The organism is Streptococcus oralis (assembly GCF_016127915.1).
GTDB lineage: Bacteria > Bacillota > Bacilli > Lactobacillales > Streptococcaceae > Streptococcus > Streptococcus oralis_BO.
Window position 1 is genome coordinate 1095494 of sequence record NZ_CP066059.1, and the last position, 22286, is coordinate 1117779.

Here is a 22286-nt window from a genome sequence, read left to right on the forward strand (position 1 = left end):
GACATTACCTCGGAAGCAAATCAGGAATTGTGTAAATTGCTTCTCGTTTCTTTGAGTAATAGTACTTGGCGCGTGCATACTTTGCTACATAGTCTTCATCTTTCAACTTTGCAGCAAAGGCGGATTCCTTATCCTTTTCATCACTAAGAGTTTGGTACTGCTCTTTCAACTCTGTTAATTGCTGACGTCGTTGCAGTAACTGATCATAGCTTTGGGCCAAGTTATAAGTTGGTAAAATAAACAACAAGATCATCAAAATAAGGACCCAACCCATAAAACGATTCCTCTTTTGTCTCTCCTTCATCAGGTAACGACGACGTTGATGTTCATTTTGAATAAAAGAATTATTCATCTGTACAATATTTTTAGACATTTTCTTCTACCCGTGTTTCGCTGAGAATTTCATACATGCCTGCTGCATCTTCTTTTTTTGTACTATCTTTCATCTCCAGTACTTTAACAAGCAACAACTTATTTCCAAAGCGAATTTCAACTTGGTCATCAACTTTCAAATCCGTTGAACTTTTGGCCAAGATTCCATTCACCTTGATTCTACCTTTATCTGCTACTTCTTTTGCGACTGTGCGGCGCTTAATAATTCGTGATACTTTTAAATACTTGTCCAATCTCATTTTTATTACCTCAAATTATTATTGTACCATTTTTATTCTTTTTATAGAAGAAAAATGTTAAATGGGATTTGCTTCCTTTGATTCTTTTATCTCTAATAAACTTTCTCCAAAAATCAGCAAACCTTCTAAAATTTCATAATCTTTCTTGTTTCGGACATCAAATACAACTTCCATTAATCCCTTATTCTCAGCTATAGCTGCTTTTAAGTTCGTTGCAGATAAGGCTTTAAAATAATCTTGAGCCAAGAATAGTCGTTGAGTGACTTTTTCAAATTGAACTGTAATCTTGTTATCTTTTCTTTCCACACGTTCTACAAAGACCTTGTCCAAATATGACTTAACCAAACCAATCTCTAAAAGGTAGGCTACTACATCTGGGTATTCTCCAAAGCGATCCATCAATTCTTCTTGTAGTTCTTCATAGTTGACACGATTGTCAATTTGACGAATTTTCTTGTAAATTTCAATCTTATGTCGTTGGTCAGAAATATAAGTGTCAGGAAGATAAGCATCAATTTGTAAAATCAACTCAGCATTTCCTTTGGTTCTTTTATTACTATTACCCTTCCGTTTAGCAATAGCTTCTTCTAATAACTGTGAATACAATTCAAAACCAACAGAATCAATGAAACCTGATTGGGATTTTCCTAGGAGATTTCCTGCTCCACGAATAGAAAGATCTCGCATCGCAATCTTAAATCCTGAACCTAATTCTGTAAATCCCTTAATCGCTTCTAATCTCTTCTCAGAAACTTCACTGATTGATTTTTCTGGACGATACATGAGATAGGCATAAGCAATACGATTACTACGACCGACTCTTCCTCTTAACTGATATAAGGTTGACAAACCCATATGGTCTGCATTTTCAATAAATAAAGTATTGGCGTTCGGAATGTCAACTCCTGTTTCAATAATAGTAGTTGTCACCAAAATATCATATTGTCCTTCAATAAAGTCCAGTAGAGTATTTTCTAACTGAATTTCACTCATTTGTCCATGAACATACCCAATCGAAGCCTCTGGAATCAACTCCTGTAATTCTGAAACCTTCTGGTCAATCGTGTCAACTTTATTGTAAAGATAGTAAACTTGACCTCCACGCTCCATTTCACGCAAAACAGCATCACGAATCACACTATCATTCTTCTCCAATACATAGGTTTGCACTGGATAGCGATTAGTTGGAGGAGTTTCAATAACAGACAAATCTCTGATTCCCAGCATAGACATGTGGAGAGTACGAGGGATTGGTGTTGCTGTTAAGGTTAGAACATCTACTTGTTTTTTCAGTTCTTTCAAAGTTTCCTTATGCTTAACACCAAATCGTTGTTCCTCATCAATAATCATCAATCCCAAATCTGAAAACACAACATCTTTTGACAAAACACGATGCGTTCCAATCAAAATATCGACTTGACCATTTTTTAATTTTTCAAGTGTCTCTGCCTGCTCTTTTTTACTTCTAAAGCGACTCAACACATCAATATTAACTGCAAAATTTTGGAATCTTTCCTTAAAATTCGTATAGTGTTGTTGTGCTAAAACCGTCGTCGGAACCAGAACGACCACCTGTTTGTGATCATTGACCGCCTTAAAGGCTGCACGCATTGCAACCTCAGTCTTCCCAAAACCAACATCTCCAACTAGAAGTCGATCCATGGGATGGGAATCCTGCATATCTCTCTTAATTTCCTCAATACTACGAAGTTGATCATCCGTTTCAACATAAGGGAATGCATCATCAAAAGCATGTTGATCATCATCATCATTTGAGAAAGCAAAACCCTTCAACTGACTACGCTCAGAATACAATTTGATTAAATCGTCAGCTATATCCTCTACCTGGTTCTTAACTTTTTGCTTGGCCTTTTTGAAATGACCATCATTTAATTTATTGAGTTTAGGAGGTTTCCCATCACTTGAAACATATTTAGACAGTAAATGAATCTGTTCTACTGGGATGGAGATTTGATCACCATTTTGGTATTGGACGCTGACATAATCACGGTGAATGCCTTGGATTTCAATTGTTTCGATTCCTAGATATTGGCCAATTCCATGGATATGGTGAACAACGTAGTCCCCTTTTTCAAGTTCATTATAATCTTTTAATCGCTCTGCATTTGACGTATGTTGTCTTCGAAAACGACGTTTTAATTTCTTTTGAAAAATCTCATGTTCAGTAATCAAGAGAATTTTTTCATCTACAAAATGAAAACCATGTCTTAGATTACCCTCAATCAAGTTTACAGATTCTTTACAGATACTTGACTTATCTCTGAAATCCAATTTGATCTGATATTCCTCTAAAACATCCTCCAATGTTTTACTTCCCATTGAATTGCTAGACTGCAAAACAATGGTGTAGTCCATTTTTTTGTATCGCTCAATTTCTTCTTTAAGAAATGAAAACTGATTGAAAAACTCCTGCATAGGATATTGATTAAATTGATAAATATGATCAAACTTGAGATTTCCTAAACCCTTTTGAAGATTGGAGAAAAAGGTAACTGGACTTTGTTTTTTATAGGTTTGCTCTGTATCTGCAAAATACTGCATCTCAGAAAATGATTTACTATTCTGTAAATCTTCTGTAAAGTATTGTGCTAATTCTCTTTCAAATGCTTCATACTGATTCATCAATTTTTGATAATCATCAAAGAATACTGGTGTATTTTTTTCAGTATAATCAAATATAGTCCATGTTTTTTCATAACATAAAGACAAAAACTTTCGACTATCTGAATGTACTTGTTTTTGATGAAAACTTGACAAAATTTCTTCTAGATAGGATTTCAAAATCGGTGATAGAGTCTTCGAAATTTGCTTTTCTAAAGCTGACTGTCCTCGTTGATAATCTTTTTCTCTCAAAAGTATGTCGCTAGCTGGAAAGATAGTGAGGTTTGTCTGATTTTCTTTCGATAATTGTGTTTCGACTTCAAAAGTACGAATACCATCTACTTCATCACCAAAAAACTCAATTCGGAAAGGTTCTAACTGAGACATCTCAAAAATATCTAAAATATCTCCTCGAATACTAAACTCACCTTGTGTCTGTACTTGAGTAACTTTTCGATATCCAATTTCCTTTAATTTGTGAAGTAGCTCGTGTTGGTCATATTCTTCACCAACCGCAATCCTTATAATACTTTCTTTAAATCTAGTCGGAGAGGGTAAGATCAACCGACTCGCTGCGATATTACAAACTAAAATCCCTTTCTTAGACGGATCACTCAAAAAACGCAAGGCATCAACCCGCGAAATGATTTTTTCTTGCGAAGACATCAAAAACTCTACCATAGGAGAGTCATCTACCAAAAAAGGATAGACAACTTCCTCTCCTAAGAGAGAAAGAAGATCACTGATAATTCGTTCTGCTTCTCCATAAGTTGAAGTCAGTAACACAATCTTATTTTCTTTTTCTAGACTGCTTGCAATTGCAAGAGCCTTGGTAGACGTTGATAAACCAAGTATTAGTTGTCTTTTCTTATTTATAAGATTTTGATGCCATTTTTTTATCTGGTCATTTTCTGAGAATAAATCTAATAAAGTCACCATTTATCCATTATACCTCTGCATTGTTTTCTCAAAGTTTTTCTCTTGTAAATAGTAGTTTACAGCATCGTCAACCTTGTCAATAGACTGTAAAATACCCACATAGTCATCCTGATCAAACTTACTTAAAACATGATGAACAACCGACATGCCTTTTTTAGGTCTTCCAATACCTATTTTAACACGGTTAAATACTTGGGTTCCAATATGTTGAATAATAGACTTGATGCCATTATGACCACCTGCTGAACCCTTTGCTCTTAAACGAATTTTCCCAACTTCCATGTCAAGATCATCGTAAATGACGAGTAAATCTTCAATATCCAAACCATAGTAAGTCAATAAAGCATGAACCGCTTTCCCACTTTCATTCATAAATGTTGTTGGTTTAACGAGATAAATTTTTTCTCCATTAAAGAAAAAAGAAGCTAGGTCAGCTTGAAATATCTTGTCATGTGTAAAGGTGACATTTTGTTTTTTAGCTAGTTGGTCAATCAACATAAATCCAACGTTGTGCTTAGTTTCAAAATATTTATCCCCTGGATTTCCCAATCCTACAAGTAATTTGGTCATTTATTTTTCCTTTCAAAAGCCAAAAGGGTTGGAATTTTTTTCCAACCTAATTGACACTATTTATTAAATATTATTAAACGTTAAAGCGGAATTCCATGATATCGCCATCTTGAACGATATATTCTTTTCCTTCTTCACGCAAACGCCCAGCTTCTTTTACAGCCTTTTCAGATCCATATTTCACTAGATCCTCATATGACATGGTGACTGCACGAATAAACCCTTTTTCAAAGTCTGAGTGGATAATACCAGCTGCTTGAGGAGCTTTCATCCCTCGCTTAAAGGTCCAAGCACGGACTTCTTTTTCACCAGCTGTGAAGTAAGTTCCAAGCCCAAGCAAGTGATAGGCTGCACGAGTCAACTTGTCAACACCTGATTCTGTCAAGCCAAGTGCTTCAAGAAACTCTTGCTTATCTTCATCATCTAACTCAGAAATTTCTTCCTCAGCACGCGCAGAAATAACTACTACTTCAGCATTTTCTGTCGCTGCAAATTCACGAATTTGCTTCACATATTCGATAGAATCTGGATCTCCAACAACATCCTCATCCACATTAGCAACATAAAGAACTGGTTTAGTGGTCAAAAGGAAGAGATTTTTGACTACTTTTTGCTCTTCATCTGTAAATTCAATTGTACGAGCTGATTTTCCATCTTCAAGGACTGGTTTAATCTTTTGAAGAACGTTAAACTCTGCTACTGATTCCTTATCTTTTTGCGTACGTGCCATCTTTTCTACACGCGCATAGCGTTTATTAACTGATTCTAAGTCAGCAAGAATCAACTCCAGGTTAATGGTATCAATATCTGCAAGTGGATCCACAAAGGCGTCTTCACGTCCTTGCTCGCGCATCACATTTTCATCATCAAAAGCACGAACTACGTGAACAATTGCGTCTACTTCACGGATATTGGCCAAGAATTTATTACCTAGACCTTCTCCTTTTGATGCTCCTTTTACAATCCCTGCAATATCTGTAAATTCAAAGGTTGTTGGGACTGTCTTTTTAGGTGTAATCATTTCTGTTAGTTTTTGTAGGCGTTCATCTGGAACTTCCACCATCCCAACGTTTGGATCAATAGTCGCAAATGGGTAGTTTGCCGCCTCTGCTCCTGCTTTTGTAATTGCATTAAAAAGGGTTGATTTACCAACGTTTGGCAAACCAACGATACCTGCTGTTAAAGCCATAGTTTCTCATTCTCCGTTCTCATTTCAATCCCTAACATTATAACACAAAAAGGGAAAACTTGCTAACCCTCTAACTAAGGGTTCTTAGTCAAGAATCTTATTCATTTTTCGTTCAAAATCATGGCGACTCATCATGACAAGGTGGTCACAATTGCTACATTTGATTTTAATATCTGCCCCTACACGTGTAATTTCCCAACGATTGGCTTTTTTACCAGTTGATTTAATTGTGCAAGCATGAGGCTTTTTCATCTCAACAAAATTTCCAACTTGATACATACTACTCTCCTTTTCTGTTTTGATTATATCATAAAAGAGGCGAGCTAGGCTCAACCTCTTTCACTTAATTTGTTCGAACTGGTGTAATAAGCTGCATGAAGTCCTCGTCAGTATCTGCTGGCACAAGAGTAAATGGACGAACAGCTGAGATAAAGCTAATAGTCACCTTTTCACTATTTAAAGCCTTGAGAGAATCAATCAAGTAAGTTGGGTTGAAACTAATAGTCAAATCATCACCAGTCACCTGCTCCGTATCGATTTCTTCGTTTACTTTACCAACTTCTGGAGAATGAACATGGGCGCTAACAACCCCGCCTTTAATTTCAAGCTTCACAGTACCATTTTGAGTCGCACTTGATAAGAGACGTGCACGCTCCATAGATTGACGTAAATTAACAACATCAAAAGTAATTGTAGTGTTAAAGTCTGTTGGAATCAAACGATCTGTATCAGGATAGTTTCCTTCTAGGAGACGAGTGTAGAAGCTAATATTTTCACTTCTAAAGAGGATTTGATTATTTGCAAAGAAAATCTCTACAGTTTCAATATCATCTGTAAATACCGCTGAAAATTCGCGTAGAGAGCGGCTAGGAATCACCACATCGAAATCATCTCCATTTTTTTCAAGAGTCAATTTCTTCTGGCTAAGGCGGTGTGAGTCTGTCGCAACTGTTTTTAGTTCCTTGTGTTTGTTCAATACAAAATGAACACCTGTTAAGATTGGACGACTTTCTTGCGTACTTGCAGCAAATGCTGTTTCATTGATAATTTTCTTGAGAAGTTTGGTTTCAAGAACCAAAGGTGTGCTTGCAGAAATTTCTTGGATTCGTGGGTACTGTTCGCTATCTTTTCCTTTTAGAGTAATTTCTGATTTGCCACTGGTTAAGACAATTTGTTTTTGTTCAATCTCTTTGAAATCTAGCGTTACATCTGGAAGACTAGATACCACATTGATAAAGAAAGAAGCTTCAAGAAGAATTGAACCCAAAGAAGTAATCAAGAGACCAGCATCTTCATTCTTTTGAGAAATGAAATTCTCAATAGAAATTTGACCGTTTGATCCAATTAAAGTAATTCCTTCATTGGTAACGTCAATTTTGATTGTTGATAAAATTGGAATAGCATTTTTAGAGCTTATTGCTCGTTTTGTGGTATTTAAGGCTTGTAGAAATAAATTTTTATTGATTGAAAAATGAATCATGGATTCTCCTTTATTTATTTTTAGTATTAGAAAGTTAATAGTAATAATAGAGTGTGTGAATTCTGTGGAAAACTGGGTACTATTTAGTAAACTTAAGCTTCTAAGCTTGTTTAAAAAATGTGGATAAAAAAGATAAGAAATAAAAAATTATCCACAAGCTACTTAATTTTCTTTTTGATTGCTTCTATTTCTAAACGTAAATTATCGTCTTCGTCAATCAATGATTTGATTTTAGCATGGGCATGAATAACGGTGGTGTGATCCTTTCCGCCAAATTCTTTTCCGATTTTTGGAAGACTGTTATCTGTCAGTTCTCTAGCTAGATACATAGCAACTTGACGCGCTAAAACGATGTTTTGAACTCGTCTCGTCCCCTTCATTTCTTTGACACTCACTCCATAAAAATTACCAACTTCAGTTTGGATTTTCTCAATTGGAATAACAAGTATCTGGCGGGCGTCTTGCTTACGTGCTCTAATAGCTTCTGCAGCAATATCAATGGTAATATCCTTAATTTTTTTTACTCTGGCAATTAAAGTGATATCGTTGATGGCTCCTTCCAATTCTCGAACATTTGAATCAAATTGGCCAGCCAAGTATTCCAAAGTATCACTTTGGAAATGGTAATCCAAGTGCTCTGTTTTACTTTGAAGAATGGCGATACGTGTCTCAAAGTCAGGAGGAGTGATATTTTGCGTCAATCCCCAGCTAAAGCGCGTGACAAGTCTCTCTTCAAGTCCTTCTAGGTGTTTAGGACTTCTATCACTGGTTAGAACAATCTGTTTCTGTTTATCGTGAAGAGCATTGAAGGTATTGAAAAATTCTTCCTGGGTCGCGACTTTTTTGCCACTGAGAGATTGGATATCATCGATCAATAAGAGATCAAGACTACGGTAAGTCTTTTTGAACTTTTCCATTTCCCCAAGTCGCAAGTGTTCAAGAAAGTCATTGATAAAGCTTTCGGCAGGAATGTATTTGACACGCGCATCAGGAATATTTTTCAAAATCTCATTTCCAATCGCATTGAGCAAATGAGTCTTTCCAAGACCAGGTCCTCCATAGATGAAAAGAGGATTATAGGTCAGAGCTAAATCTTCAGATACAGCTAGTGCAGCAGACACCGCCCAAACATTCCCATCACCTTGAATAAAGTTATCAAAGGTATATTTTTCTTTTAACCCTGTTTCGGAATAGGGAATCGTTGGTAGTGCAGGTGTGTAATCGTAAGTAGAGACACTATTCGTATCATTTACTTGAGGAGATTCTGTGCTCTGAGGTTTAGTGAAAATATAGTGAGGTTTGATTTCAGAATCATAAATTTCAAAACCAGCAGCAATAATAATATCTTTTAATTGCTTTTCCCACACCATTTCCATCTCTGATCTCGGTAGAAATATAGTAGCTGTATTTTCTTCTACTTTGATGAGTTCAGCAGGTGTAGCATAGAAATCATACATAGATCGTGTCAATCTTTCTTGAGCAAATTCTAAAATACGATTCCAAAATTGCTTTTCTTTCAACTAATTTTCCTCCTTTACTATAATTTTAGTAGTTTAGTGCTAGACTTATTTTACCATAGATAGTAGGAATTTTCCACAGATTGGGGAAAAGAATCCACAATGTTAGCAGTATTTATCCACAGGTTGGGGATAAATAAGAAAATCCTTGATTTAGTAGGCTTTTTGATAAAAAAATTGGTGGATAAATTTGTGAGTTGAGAAAATAAAAGAACAGCCTTATTTCAGGCTGTTAATAATTCTATCGTATTCTTCTTGACTTGAAAAGGAGATAATAATCTTTCCAGTATCTTTTTTTGAAAGTTTAATTTCTATACTTAAACCGAGTATTTTTTTTAATTTATCTTCTTCATCTTTGATGAAAGAATCACTTTTTTTCTGCTTCTTGTGTTTTTTCTCTGTAAGAAGTGCTTCTAACTTTCTCACAGAAATATCTTCATTTTTAATTAGTTGGAAGAAATAGTCTTGCTGCTCTTTATCTAAACCAACTAGTGAACGTGCATGCGCTTGAGAAATTTTTCCATTTTCTACTTCAGTTAAGATATATTCTGGTAGGGAAAGCAAACGAATAAAATTAGTGATATAAGGACGAGATTTCCCCATTTTATCCGCTATCTCAGTGTGAGTAAATCCTTTTTCTACTAAAGATTCGTAGGCGCGTGCTTCTTCAATAGGATTTAAATTTTCTCTCTGCAAATTCTCAATGATAGAATGGATCATCATTTCCTGATCTGAGAGGTGCTTTACAACGGCTGGAATAGAGGTTAGACCAGCCAAGAGAGAAGCCCGATATCGTCTCTCTCCTGCAAGGATTTCATAACCAATTACAGGAGATTGACGAACGATGATTGGTTGGATGAGCCCATTTTCTTTGATTGACTGAGCCAATTCCTCTAATTTTTCTACATCAAATTCTTTCCGAGGTTGGTAAGGATTCTTTTGTATTTCAGAGATAGAAATCATTTCAAATTTTTCCATGATTCTACACTAACATATCTTTTACTTTCTGTAAAGTTTTCTTTACACTGATATCAATTAAGACTCTAAATCACCAGAATTCTTATCTAGTTTAATTGAGGTTGTTTCTTCCTTACCGTTACGGTAGTAGGTTACTTTGATAGTATCTCCGATAGCATGATTGTAAAGAGCGTGTTGTAGGTCTGTTGATGAAGCAATCTCTTTATCGTCAACTTTGGTAATGACATCGTATTTTTGAAGATGTCCATTTGCTGGCATATTGTTTTGAACAGATCGAACAACTACACCTGAAGTGAGGCCACTTGGAATGTTAAGTTTTCTAAGATCACTAGCTCCAACATTTGATAGATTGACCATTTGAATTCCAAGAGCAGGACGAGTCACTTTACCATTACTTTCAAGTTGTTTAATGATATTTTGTGCATCGTTTGAAGGAATTGCAAAACCAAGACCTTCTACAGATGTTCCACCATTACTTGCAATTTTACTTGATGTAATACCAATTACTTGTCCTTGAATGTTTACAAGTGGACCACCAGAGTTACCAGGGTTAATGGCTGTATCTGTTTGAATGGCTTTTGTTGAAATAGCTTGACCATCTTCAGATTTTAGAGAAACATTTCGATTAAGACTTGAGATGATTCCCTGTGTAACTGTATTAGCATATTCTGAACCTAAAGGACTACCGATGGCAATTGCTGTTTCTCCAACACTAAGTTGACTTGAATCCCCAAATTCTGCTACTGTTGTAACTTTTTCTGAAGAAATTTTAACGACAGCAATATCAGAGAAAGTATCAGATCCGACAATTTCACCAGGAACCTTGGTACCATCTGCCAAGCGAATATCAACTTTTGAAGCTCCATTGATAACGTGAGTATTAGTTACAAGATAGGCATCTTTATCATCTTTTTTATAGATAACACCTGAACCCTCACTTGCGATTTGTTGATTGTCTGAATCAGAATTAGTGTCGTCAGCATTAAATACACTACTTTGTCTACTGCTAGAAGAAGAATAAGTAATGATTGAGACAACAGCATCCTTAACTTTATTTACTGCTTGAGTGGTTGAGTTTTCATTTTTATAGGATGTTTGAGTGACAGTGCCAGAATTATTATTCGTAGCTTGATTTCCTTGTTTTTGATAAAGTTGTAATGTTACGAAACTTCCTAAGGCACCACTTAAAAATCCGATTATAATGATTGCTAGAACTTTAACTCCTTTTTTGTAAAATTTTTGTAAGTGTTTCATAAACGCCTCCGTTTGTTATTTATTTACTCAGATTATAAACCTATTAACTTAATCCAAACTTAAAAGCTTAAAGTTTTACACAAGTTGTGGATAACTCGCTTTATTCTGTGAATTCACTAGTAATTTTGAATGATTTTTTTGTGTATAAGATGTGAAATGAAGTGTGGATATGATAGAATAGAAGAATGAAAATAAAAATTGTAACAGTAGGAAAATTAAAAGAAAAATACCTTAAAGATGGAATTGCTGAATATACCAAACGAATTTCACGTTTCGCCAAATTAGAAATGATTGAGCTCACTGATGAGAAGACACCTGACAAAGCCAGTGAATTAGAAAATCAAAAAATCTTGGAAACAGAAGGTGAAAGAATTCTTTCTAAGGTTGGAGAAAGAGACTTTGTCGTTGTTCTAGCTATTGAAGGAAAAACACTCTCCTCAGAGGAATTTAGTAAGCAACTAGAGCAAGCTTCTATCAAAGGATACTCAACGTTTACTTTTATCATTGGAGGAAGTTTGGGTCTAGCTCCTGTTGTAAAAAATAGGGCCAATCTTTCTATCAGTTTTGGACGTCTGACATTACCACATCAGTTAATGAGATTGGTTTTAGTTGAACAAATTTACCGTGCTTTTACAATTCAGCAGGGTTCTCCTTACCACAAATAGAAGATTGACTTAGCTCTTGTTTTTTGATAGAATGGTCATGTTAGGTCTCATAGCTCAGCTGGATAGAGCATTCGCCTTCTAAGCGAACGGTCGCAGGTTCGAATCCTGCTGGGATCAATTTTAGATGCGAAGCTGGGGTAAATCCCAGCTTTTTTCTTAAAAAAGTGCGTTTCAGGTGCAAAAATGTACAGTTGGGAAGAATTTTTTCTTACATGGTCTTCATTTTGTATAATAGGTGTGTAAGTTAACTTACAAGGAAAAATAATACAGGAGATTTCATTATGAAAAATACAGTAAAGTTGGAACAATTTAAAGAAGTAACAGAGGCAGAATTGCAGGAGATTCGGGGTGGAGATAAAAGACTACCTTACTTTTTTAAACATCTTTTTTCAAATAGGACAAAGTAGTAATATTATAGGGTGATAGGATGAGTTTATTAGGATTTGGAATAGTTATTCTTCATATTTTTATTTTAACAATAAGCTATGAATTAATTTGTAAAGTAACTAAAAAAGAAAGATATTTATTTATAGCTTGTATATTTGTATATCAGTCTGTAGCTGAATTTTTCTTTGACTTTATTTCATTAGCTGGGTTAGGGATTGAAAAGTTTATATTTCCTTTTATTCTATATACTTCTATAGTAGTTTTAAAGAAGTATGATAAGCATAAAGGAATGTTTATCAGTTTACTATTGTCTTTATTATATCATAGTACACATACTTTTTTATCAGTAACCCTATCCTCTATAACAGGTGATGCTTTTGTGATAGAACATGAAGTGATGTTTTATTTAGGAGTACTATTACTAACATATTTTATTATTAAAAAAATTATTACTTATTTCCATTTAGAACTTACCTATTTTGATAAAGATTATCTGTATCCTTTTTTAAAAAAAGTAATAGTTGCTTTCTTTGGTTTGCATATCTTATTGTTTATTTCAGATATAGTAAGTACAACTCATCATTTAAATAGCTTCGGAAGTATTTTATCAACCATTGTTTTTATTTGCTTGTTATTGATTTTCTTTGCAATGAATTCTCACAAGGTTCAAATTGAAAAAGAGATTGCTCTAAAACAAAAGAAATTTGAACAAAAACATTTACAGACTTATACTGATGAAATTGTGGAGTTGTATAATGAAATTCGAGGTTTTCGTCATGACTATGCAGGGATGCTTGTCAGCATGCAAATGGCGATTGACAGTGGAGATTTACAAGAAATTAACAGGGTTTACAATGAAGTCTTAGTAAAAGCAAATCAGAAATTGAGGTCAGAAAAATATACTTACTTTGATTTAAATAATATAGAAGATTCTGCTTTACGAAGTTTAATTGCTCAATCGATTGTCTATGCACGAAAAAATGATGTAGAGTTTACATTGGAAGTAAAGGATATCATTACTAGACTGTCAATAGATTTACTTGATCTTGTTCGTATCATGAGCATTTTATTAAACAATGCTGTTGAAGGTGCTGCAGATAGTTATTTGAAACAAATGGAAGTTGCAGTCATTAAAATGGATTTTGAAACAGTTATAGTTATCCAGAATTCATGCAAAATCACTATGACGCCTTCAGAGGACCTATTTGCCTTAGGTTTTTCTACCAAGGGAAGAAATAGAGGTCTAGGACTTAATAATGTCAAAGAGATTTTAGATAAGTATGACAACATTATTTTAGAAACAGAGATGGAAGACAACACATTTAGACAAATTATTAGATTTAAGAGGGAATTCGAATGAAAGTATTAATTTTAGAAGATGTTATTGAACATCAAGTGAGACTAGAGAGAATATTAAATGAAATCTCGGAAGAATCGAATATTCCTATTTCATATAAGACAACAGGAAAAGTTCGTGAGTTTAAGGAATATATCGAAAATGATGAAGTAAACCAGCTTTATTTCCTAGATATCGATATTCATGGAATCGAGAAAAAAGGCTTTGAAGTGGCTCAATTTATCCGTCATCACAATCCTTATGCTATTATTGTCTTTATTACTAGTCGCTCTGAATTTGCTACCTTAACGTACAAATACCAGGTATCAGCCCTAGATTTTGTTGATAAAGATATCAATGATGAGTTGTTCAAAAAACGCATCGAGCAGAGTATTTTTTACACTAAGAGCATGCTGCTTGAAAACGAAGATGTTGTAGACTATTTTGATTACAACTATAAAGGAAATGATTTGAAAATTCCTTACCATGACATTTTGTATATCGAAACCACAGGAGTTTCTCATAAACTTCGGATTATTGGTAAGAATTTTGCTAAAGAATTCTATGGAACTATGACAGATATTCAGGAAAAGGACAAACATACCCAGCGATTTTATTGCTCCCATAAATCTTTCCTTGTCAATGTGGGAAATGTGAGAGAAATTGATCGAAAGAATTTAGAAGTTGTTTTTTATGAAGATCATCGTTGTCCAATTACTCGTTTAAAAGTCCGCAAACTAAAAGATATTCTAGAGAAAAAATCTAAAAAGTGATTGACAATTAGTAAGAAATTGATATAATGGTTATATCTGCTACAGATAGATGGTCCGTTGGTCAAGGGGTTAAGACACCGCCTTTTCACGGCGGTAACACGGGTTCGAATCCCGTACGGACTATTTTATCCGCCATAGCTCAGTTGGTAGTAGCGCATGACTGTTAATCATGATGTCGTAGGTTCGAGTCCTACTGGCGGAGTCAGATAAAAAAAGAACACCATTGGTGTTCTTTTTTAGTTAACATCACCTAACATTTTCATAAGGAAGTCTGTCATTTCTTGCGGACTTTCTTTTTTTCCGTGAGCAATCCAAGTCTGGCAAACACCAAATAGGGCATTTGTTAGATAAATACTGCTGTATTCTAATTCTATTGGAGTGAGTTGTAATTTCATAAAGCGTTTCTGAAGGTCGGTGCTAAGCATAATGTGAAGCTTATTTCTCAAGAAATTTTGGATTTCTTTTGTCCCATTTTCAGATAAGAGTGCAGCCAAGAGTGGCTCAGACTCTAAATATTCAAATACTTCTAAAATAGCATCTCTTTTGCGATGAGCATGTTTTTGGAAAATATACTCAAAGGTATGAAATAGCTTACTTTGGTAGAGTTCAATCATATCATACTTATCCTTGTAGTGAGTGTAAAAGCTGGAACGACTAATTCCGGCTTTTTCTGCTAACTTGACAGTAGAAATTTGATCAAAGGGCTGGTCCATCAATAATTGAACCATGGCATTTTCGATAATTCGTTTTGTTTTTAAACGTTTGTTACTTTCTTTCATAATTTCTCCTCGTATACAAAAATAGACTATGTGTCTAAAAAAGTATTTTTTTATCTTGTAATTTGGATTTTTTGATGTATAATCTATTATATCAAAATTTTAGACAATATGTTTAAAAAAGGAGGAAACATGTTTAAAGAATGGAAAGCAATATTTAAAAAACCGACCTTTATCATTGTAATGATAGGGATTTCTCTCATTCCAGCTTTATACAACATTATATTTTTATCATCCATGTGGGATCCATATGGTCAAGTATCGGAGTTACCTGTGGCAGTTGTCAATAAAGATAAGGAAGCTTCTTATAATGGACAGACAATGACAATTGGTGAAGACATGGTGTCTAATTTAAAAGAAAATAAGGCTTTAGATTTTCACTTTGTTAATGAAGAGGAAGGGGAAAAAGGGCTAGAAGATGGTGACTACTACATGGTAGTAACTTTACCAAGTGACTTATCTGAAAAAGCTACTTCTATCCTAACGAATCATCCTGAACAGATGCAAATTGATTATCAGACGTCAAGTGGGCATAGCTTTATTGCAAGTAAGATGAGTGATTCTGCAATGACACAATTAAAACAAACCGTCTCTACTAATGTTACTGAAACGTACACTAAGGCTTTATTTCAAAAAATGAATGATTTGAAGTCTGGAATAAATAAAGCAACTGAGGGAAGTGAACAATTGGCTAATGGAGCCGATCAGTTGGTGACGGGAAGTCAAACGTTGACGACAAATCTTAATACTCTAGCTAACTCAAGTGTAACTTTTTCAAATGGAGCGGATCAATTTACAAAAGGCTTATCTAGCTATGTGTCTGCTATAGAGCAATTACATATTGGTTTAGGAACTTTTAATAGTGGTTTACAAAGTTATACAAATGCTGTCTCACAAGTTGACACTGGACTTGGTCAATTAGCTTCAAAAACTCCTGAGTTGGTGACAGGTGTAAATCAGCTAAATACAGGTATAAAGTCTTATACAGGTGGCGTTTCACAACTGGATACAGGTCTCAATCAATTTTCAGTTGGTGTAAATGCTTATACAAGTAGTGTGAAAGAACTTTCTAACGGAACAAGTCAATTATCCAATCAATCAGATACACTAAGAGATGGAATGGAGCAATTAAATACTGGTATTAAAGAAATTTCAAGCCAATTAGAGTCCTCATCTCAACAAAGTGAAGAAATAGCGCAAATGGCAAAAAGCTTAGGAGAACTAAATAAAACACTACAAGCTCTTACAATATCAGATAATACTCAACTGAAAAGTACATTGTCAGAAGCTTTGCCAAATCTAACAACTCTTGCTCAGGATATTGTGACCAAAAGTCAGACAGAACAAGAGAAAACTCTTACTAACCTTCAATCAACAGCTACTTATCAATCTCTTACAGAGGAACAAAAGAAAGAACTGACAGAAGCTATTTCTAAAAATTCTAGTTCTACTATTGAGTCAGCAAAAACAATTTTAACGACAGTAGGAGGATTGAAAGAAAGTATAGAGAATTCAGAACAACAAGTATCTAATCTATCTGATGTGCAGACGAAAGCAAATCAACTCTTACCTGCAGCATCTAGCTCCTTGACAACATTGTCAAATGGATTTACAAAATTGCAAACTGCTTTAGATAATCAGTTGGTTCCAGGAAGTCAGTCAATTGAAAAAGGGGTTGTAAACTATACTAAGGGACTGAACACAATTTCTATAGGTGCCAATAAACTAAGTGAAAAGAATGCAAACTTAACAACTAGTCTAGATCAATTAGTTTCTAGATCAAGTAAGTTGACAGAAAATACATCAACCTTGACAGCTGGAGCAGATGCGCTAGCTGGAAAAACTCCAGAATTAGTATCAGGTATAGAAAGTTTGTCATCTGGTTCTGCTCAATTGAATAATAAGAGTCCAGAGCTAATAGCAGGTCTTACTAAATTACAATTTGGCTCTGGTCAATTAACAGATAAATCAACACAGTTACTTTCTGCAGCATCTCAACTAGGAAGTGGCGCTATGAAGATTGCAGATGGTGCTGGAAAACTAGCAGATGGTGGAACAACCTTAACCTCTAGTCTTGAAGATTTACAGACAGGAGTTGATTCATTAGGACAAGGATTAGGCAATGCTAATAATCAACTCAAATCAGCTTCGACAGAATCTAAAAATGCAGAAACATTATCTGAACCTCTAGTTCTTTCAAAAACAGATAACGACCAAGTTCCTGTAAATGGGATTGCCATGGCTCCTTATATGATATCAGTTGCTCTTTTTGTTGCTGCTATATCTACCAATATGATTTTTGCTAAGTTGCCTTCTGGACGTCATCCAGAGAGTCGTTGGGCTTGGTTGAAGTCTCGCTCTGAAATAAATGGGATTATAGCTGTCTTAGCAGGTGTTTTAGTTTATGGAGGTGTCCATCTTATTGGATTGACTGCGAACCATGAGATGAGGACCTTGGTTCTAATTATAATCACAAGTTTAGCTTTCATGTCTATGGTGACAGCTTTAACAACTTGGAATAGCCGTATTGGAGCTTTCTTCTCTCTTATTTTACTTTTATTACAGTTAGCATCAAGTGCAGGGACCTATCCCCTTGCTTTGACAAATGATTTCTTCAAAGGTGTCAATCCTTGGTTACCAATGAGTTATTCTGTATCAGGCTTACGACAAACAATTTCTATGACAGGAAATATTCATCATCAAGTGATTTTCCTTATTATAACTCTAGCTTTCTTTACTGCTTTAGGTATGCTAGCTTATCAACCTAAGAAAATGGAAGAAGATTAAAAAGATTGGCCAAGGAATTGGTCAATCTTTTTCTGTCTTAGATAAATTTCGTCTGTGATTATAGATCCCAAAAAGAAGAAGGGCAGTTAGTGAGCAGGCTGCTCCAATAACAAAACCATTGGGGATAAAGGAAAGTGTAATGGTGCCTTTTCCCTTTGAAACATCAACTTTCATAAAACCAGTCTGAGCCTGCTTGATTTCAAGTTTTTTCCCATCTTGGTATGCAGACCAACCTTTGTCATAAGGAATAGTGAAGAAAATAGAGGTATCTTGTTTGACTTCATATGTAGCAAAGACTTTATTTTTAGAGGTGGATACTTCTACAGGTTGTTCTTTAATCTTTTGGATTGCTTCAGTAAGAGCCTGAGTATCTAAACGATAGAAGGTTGGAGATTCAAATGACACCTGAGAATTTCCAGGGAAACTAACACTGATATTGAAGGTTTGTTGTTCTTCAGTATAACCCAAATTAAAGAAATTAAATGCATTGTCAGTTGTAAAAGTCTTTTTTTCACCGTTGACAAGGATGTCGACTTTCTTTTGTTTATCATTCGTAAAATGAAGATTTGAAAAAGAGAGATAGACTTGGCTATTTTGAGGAACCTCAATTTGATAATCAATCTTTGCATCTTCATTCGCAGAACCTGTGATGCTCATTAAACCATCTGAATTATCTGTTTTATCATATGCTATTTGGGAGAAGTAATCTAAGTTGAGATTAGCAAGCTGGTTTATAAATAAAGCCTGATTATCCAGAGTGTGATTATTAAAGTTTACATCTGTGTAAATAGATTGAGTGGCAAAAGCAATGGGTAAAGAGAGTTGATTTTTATATAAGGTTAAATGATCCTTTTGATAAATCTCTTGAAAGCCATACTTATCAAGTGAATTTTCAGAAATATTGTACTGGATTCCAAATAAACTATCTGCTAAAAGACTGTTATTAGCATAACGGAGATTGAGGTTGGTTCCAGAGGATTTGAATCCTAGTTTATCCAAACTAGTGCTAGTTGAACGATTTCGTACAGACGAGAATTGAGAGATTCCATTGTAGTTAAATTTCATACTGTCATTGCCTGTCTGAATTTGCAGTTTCTCAGTACGTGTAAATGGATCGTCAATTTGGTTTAGAATGGATTCCATAGCGGTGATATCTCTATTATAGGCGTTACGAGAAGCAAAGGCCCATTCTTTAGCTATTCCTTCCATTTGAGATGATGCATTTAAGCTTATCTCAGCTGTTATAAATAAAGACAAAAGAATTGCAAATAGATTTATAGAGATAAATTTTCTAATGACTGCAAGAAGTAAAATAGCATAAACTAGAAGAAATTCAAGAGTGAGTAGGATATTCAAATCAGTTAAAAAAGAATAGTGTGATTTAAAATAGACAGTAGCCAAAAATCCTGTTAGTACAAGAAAAAGTGAGACAAATAGATTCCAGAGCTTCAGTTCTTTCAAGCGATTTAAGACTTCTGCTGCAGTATAAATTAACAGAGTGGAAAAAATCCAAGCATAGCGATGCAAAAACATATTTGGGGTATGCATCCCTTGCCAAAATAAATCAAGTGCTTCTATGTAAAAGCTTGTTATTAAAAAAGCAAAGAAAATTGCATAGGTAAGTTTCACGTGAAACTTAATAGATTTTATTGTGAAAAATAGAATGGTTAAAATAAAAGGAAGCAATCCAACAAAAATCATTGGTATAGATCCATACTTAGTTGTATCAAAAGATCCGATGAATTGTTTTGCGAAAATATCCAGATACCAGCTACTATCTGTTTTTAATTTTGTGATGGCGGTTAACTTCTCACCATGAGTTTGTAAATCAAACAGTGTAGGAAGAGTCATAATCAAACTAGCCATTCCAGCTAAAAAGGAGGTAACAACAAAATCAAGAAAAGATGATTTTCGAGTTTTAAAGTCCCAAGAAATTTGGCAGAGATACCAGAAAATAAGAAACAATGCTGTCATATACCCAAAATAATAATTTTGAATAAATAAGATTGACAAACTTGTAAAGTATAGTAGGCGCTTCTTTTGTGTTATAAGTAGGTATAAACCAGTTATAATTAAAGGAATCAAGATAAAAACATCTAGCCAGGTTTTTATCTCTAACTGACTAATGGTAAAACTCATTAGAGCATAGGAAGTAGATAAGGCAAGTTTTAAAAATTTTGGGATATCTTTAAATAATCTAGTCAAACTAAAGAAGGTTGACAGACCAATCAATCCAAATTTTAAGAGAGTGGTCAGATAAACAGCATCTGGCATATTCGACAGATTAAAAAAGTAAACCAGAGGTGAGAGAAAACTACCCAAGTAATAACTAGATAGAGCATAGAAATTCAGTCCGAGGCCACTTGTAAAGGTGTAAAACAAACTACCATTTCCATGCAGAATATTTCGTAAAGCTACATCAAAAATAACGTATTGATGGAAACCATCTCCTAATAGTGGAGATGCATCGCTATTCCAGTAGATACCTTGAGTTAGGTATACTCCAGTCATAATTACTAAAGGAATGATGAAAGAAACAAAATAGGTCCAATATGTTTTAAAAAATGATTTCATGTTACCTCGTAGAATGATAGAAAACTCAGTTGGTTACCCCAACTGAGTTTTGAAGTCTTATTAGTCTTTCCAAAGTTCTTTAACTTTTGCTTGTACTTCTGCATTTTCTAGGAATTCATCATAGGTTTCATCGATACGATCAATGACGCCATTCTTAGACAAAACAATGATATGGTTTGCCAAAGTTTGGATAAACTCGTGGTCATGACTGGCAAAGATGATTGATTCTTTAAAGTTTTTCAATCCATCGTTCAAGCTTGAGATAGATTCCAAGTCCAAGTGATTTGTTGGATCATCAAGTACAAGGACATTTGATTTCAAGAGCATGAGTTTTGAAAGCATGACACGTACTTTTTCTCCCCCTGACAAGACGTTTACAGGTTTGTTAACCTCATCTCCAGAAAAGAGCATACGACCGAGGAAACCACGTAGGAAGGTATTGTCATCTTCTTCTTTACTTGCAAATTGACGCAACCAGTCAAGGATTGACTCTCCTCCTGCAAAATCAGCCGAGTTGTCTTTTGGCAAGTAAGAACGGCTAGTAGTAACTCCCCACTTGACAGTTCCTTCATAGTCGATGTCACCCATAATTGCACGAATTAATGCAGTCGTTTGGATGTCATTTTGTCCAATAAGAGCTGTCTTATCACCTGGACGCAAGATGAAACTAATATTGTCTAGGATAGTTTCGCCATCAATCTTTACAGTTAGATTTTCTACTGTCAAGAGATCATTACCAATCTCACGTTCTGCTTTAAAGTTGATAAATGGGTATTTACGACTCGATGGCACAATCTCTTCTAATTCAATCTTGTCAAGCATTTTTTTACGAGACGTTGCTTGTCTTGATTTAGAAGCATTAGCAGAGAAGCGAGCAACGAATTCTTGCAATTGCTTAATTTTTTCTTCTGCCTTGGCATTACGGTCTGCTAGCAATTTAGCAGCAAGCTCAGAAGATTCCTTCCAGAAGTCGTAGTTTCCGACATAGAGTTTAATTTTTCCAAAGTCAAGGTCGGCCATGTGTGTACATACTTTGTTTAAGAAGTGACGGTCGTGGGATACTACGATAACGGTGTTATCAAAGTCAATCAAGAAATCTTCTAGCCAAGTAATAGATTGGATGTCCAACCCGTTGGTCGGCTCGTCCAAGAGAAGAACATCTGGTTTACCAAAAAGTGCTTTAGCAAGGAGAACCTTCACTTTTTCACCATTGGCCAATTCGCTCATGTTTTGATAGTGCAACTCTTCTGGAATATTTAGGTTTTGAAGTAATTGAGATGCTTCACTTTCTGCTTCCCAACCTCCAAGTTCGGCAAATTCACCTTCGAGTTCGGCAGCACGAACTCCATCTTCATCTGAAAAATCTTCCTTCATGTAAATGGCGTCTTTTTCTTTCATGATGTTGTAAAGTTTTTCATTTCCCATAATAACGACATCAATAACTCGCTCGTCTTCATAGTCAAAATGATTTTGACGGAGAACAGAGAGACGTTCATCTGGACCAAGAGAGATGTGACCAGTTGTTGGCTCGATATCACCAGCTAAGATTTTTAAGAATGTAGACTTCCCAGCACCATTAGCACCAATCAATCCGTATGTATTTCCTTCTGTAAATTTGATATTGACATCATCAAAAAGTTTGCGATCACTAAAACGTAGTGAAACATCAGATACTGTAAGCAATGTTTTTCTCCTATAATATGTAATATATTTATTCTACTAGAAAAGAGAGAAATATTCAAATTTTTGTTTGTCAATTTTGTGTCAATTAAGTTTACAGGTTTATTTACAACGAGTTAGTTGTTTG

Annotated in this window: 18 protein-coding genes and 3 tRNA genes; 8 read left to right on the forward strand and 13 right to left on the reverse strand. The window is 34.9% G+C overall.

What is annotated here, in order from left to right:
- Positions 1-4: 4 nt before the first annotated feature.
- The 10 genes from I6H78_RS05330 to I6H78_RS05375 form a co-directional block, all read right to left on the reverse strand.
- A complete protein-coding gene (locus I6H78_RS05330; protein ID WP_000041922.1) occupies positions 5-373 on the reverse strand; it encodes a septum formation initiator family protein in 369 nt (122 codons plus the stop codon).
- Positions 366-632: an RNA-binding S4 domain-containing protein gene (locus I6H78_RS05335; RefSeq protein WP_001234975.1), complete on the reverse strand. Its 267-nt coding sequence runs from the start codon at positions 630-632 to the stop codon at positions 366-368. Before I6H78_RS05335 ends, I6H78_RS05330 begins: the two co-directional genes overlap by 8 nt.
- A gap of 57 nt (positions 633-689) precedes the next feature.
- Positions 690-4193, reverse strand: coding sequence for a transcription-repair coupling factor (mfd, locus tag I6H78_RS05340; protein ID WP_198459024.1), 3504 nt, complete (start codon positions 4191-4193; stop codon positions 690-692).
- The gene (gene pth, locus I6H78_RS05345; RefSeq protein WP_000163921.1) at positions 4194-4763 is read right to left on the reverse strand and encodes an aminoacyl-tRNA hydrolase; all 570 of its coding nucleotides are present in this window, start codon (positions 4761-4763) and stop codon (positions 4194-4196) included.
- A gap of 73 nt (positions 4764-4836) precedes the next feature.
- Positions 4837-5952, reverse strand: coding sequence for a redox-regulated ATPase YchF (gene ychF, locus I6H78_RS05350; protein ID WP_198459025.1), 1116 nt, complete (start codon positions 5950-5952; stop codon positions 4837-4839).
- Between the two features lie 84 nt (positions 5953-6036).
- The gene (locus I6H78_RS05355; protein ID WP_198459026.1) at positions 6037-6231 is read right to left on the reverse strand and encodes a DUF951 domain-containing protein; all 195 of its coding nucleotides are present in this window, start codon (positions 6229-6231) and stop codon (positions 6037-6039) included.
- 64 nt (positions 6232-6295) lie between these two features.
- A complete protein-coding gene (gene dnaN / locus I6H78_RS05360) occupies positions 6296-7432 on the reverse strand; it encodes a DNA polymerase III subunit beta (RefSeq protein WP_198459027.1) in 1137 nt (378 codons plus the stop codon).
- Positions 7433-7590: 158 nt separating this feature from the next.
- Positions 7591-8952: a chromosomal replication initiator protein DnaA gene (gene dnaA, locus I6H78_RS05365; RefSeq protein WP_000660625.1), complete on the reverse strand. Its 1362-nt coding sequence runs from the start codon at positions 8950-8952 to the stop codon at positions 7591-7593.
- A 216-nt stretch (positions 8953-9168) separates the two neighbouring features.
- Positions 9169-9927: a ParB/RepB/Spo0J family partition protein gene (locus tag I6H78_RS05370; RefSeq protein ID WP_198459028.1), complete on the reverse strand. Its 759-nt coding sequence runs from the start codon at positions 9925-9927 to the stop codon at positions 9169-9171.
- 57 nt (positions 9928-9984) lie between these two features.
- Positions 9985-11181, reverse strand: a complete 1197-nt coding sequence (locus I6H78_RS05375; protein ID WP_198459029.1) for a S1C family serine protease — start codon at positions 11179-11181, stop codon at positions 9985-9987.
- A 185-nt stretch (positions 11182-11366) separates the two neighbouring features.
- Here I6H78_RS05375 and rlmH point away from each other — a divergent pair, with 185 nt between their 5' ends.
- The 7 genes from rlmH to I6H78_RS05410 all read left to right on the forward strand — a co-directional run bounded on the left by rlmH (position 11367) and on the right by I6H78_RS05410 (position 14544).
- Complete coding sequence (gene rlmH / locus I6H78_RS05380; RefSeq protein WP_198459030.1) at positions 11367-11846, forward strand: 23S rRNA (pseudouridine(1915)-N(3))-methyltransferase RlmH; 480 nt, start codon at positions 11367-11369, stop codon at positions 11844-11846.
- A 43-nt stretch (positions 11847-11889) separates the two neighbouring features.
- Positions 11890-11963 (forward strand) — tRNA-Arg (locus I6H78_RS05385).
- 164 nt (positions 11964-12127) lie between these two features.
- Positions 12128-12253 carry a competence-stimulating peptide ComC gene (gene comC / locus I6H78_RS05390; RefSeq protein ID WP_008282505.1) on the forward strand — a complete coding sequence of 42 codons (126 nt, stop codon included), beginning with the start codon at positions 12128-12130 and terminating at the stop codon, positions 12251-12253.
- 20 nt (positions 12254-12273) lie between these two features.
- Positions 12274-13593 (forward strand): competence system sensor histidine kinase ComD, encoded by a 1320-nt coding sequence (comD, locus tag I6H78_RS05395; protein ID WP_000054555.1) that lies wholly within the window; start codon positions 12274-12276, stop codon positions 13591-13593.
- Positions 13590-14342, forward strand: a complete 753-nt coding sequence (comE, locus tag I6H78_RS05400; RefSeq protein ID WP_000866079.1) for a competence system response regulator transcription factor ComE — start codon at positions 13590-13592, stop codon at positions 14340-14342. The genes comD and comE overlap by 4 nt, the downstream gene beginning before the upstream one ends.
- Before the next feature lie 51 nt (positions 14343-14393).
- Positions 14394-14465: transfer RNA gene (locus I6H78_RS05405), tRNA-Glu, on the forward strand.
- 5 nt (positions 14466-14470) lie between these two features.
- A tRNA-Asn gene (locus I6H78_RS05410) sits at positions 14471-14544 on the forward strand.
- 34 nt (positions 14545-14578) lie between these two features.
- Here I6H78_RS05410 and I6H78_RS05415 read toward each other — a convergent pair.
- Complete coding sequence (locus tag I6H78_RS05415) at positions 14579-15121, reverse strand: TetR/AcrR family transcriptional regulator (protein WP_033630549.1); 543 nt, start codon at positions 15119-15121, stop codon at positions 14579-14581.
- A gap of 129 nt (positions 15122-15250) precedes the next feature.
- On the opposite strand from I6H78_RS05415, the gene I6H78_RS05420 reads away from it, so the two are divergent.
- Positions 15251-17905 carry a YhgE/Pip domain-containing protein gene (locus I6H78_RS05420; protein WP_198459031.1) on the forward strand — a complete coding sequence of 885 codons (2655 nt, stop codon included), beginning with the start codon at positions 15251-15253 and terminating at the stop codon, positions 17903-17905.
- 21 nt (positions 17906-17926) lie between these two features.
- Here the strand turns inward: I6H78_RS05420 and I6H78_RS05425 are convergent, their stop codons facing one another.
- Both I6H78_RS05425 and I6H78_RS05430 read right to left on the reverse strand, forming a co-directional pair.
- Positions 17927-20479 (reverse strand): YfhO family protein, encoded by a 2553-nt coding sequence (locus I6H78_RS05425; RefSeq protein ID WP_198459032.1) that lies wholly within the window; start codon positions 20477-20479, stop codon positions 17927-17929.
- A gap of 60 nt (positions 20480-20539) precedes the next feature.
- Positions 20540-22162 carry an ATP-binding cassette domain-containing protein gene (locus I6H78_RS05430; protein ID WP_000958793.1) on the reverse strand — a complete coding sequence of 541 codons (1623 nt, stop codon included), beginning with the start codon at positions 22160-22162 and terminating at the stop codon, positions 20540-20542.
- Between the last annotated feature and the right edge of the window lie 124 nt (positions 22163-22286).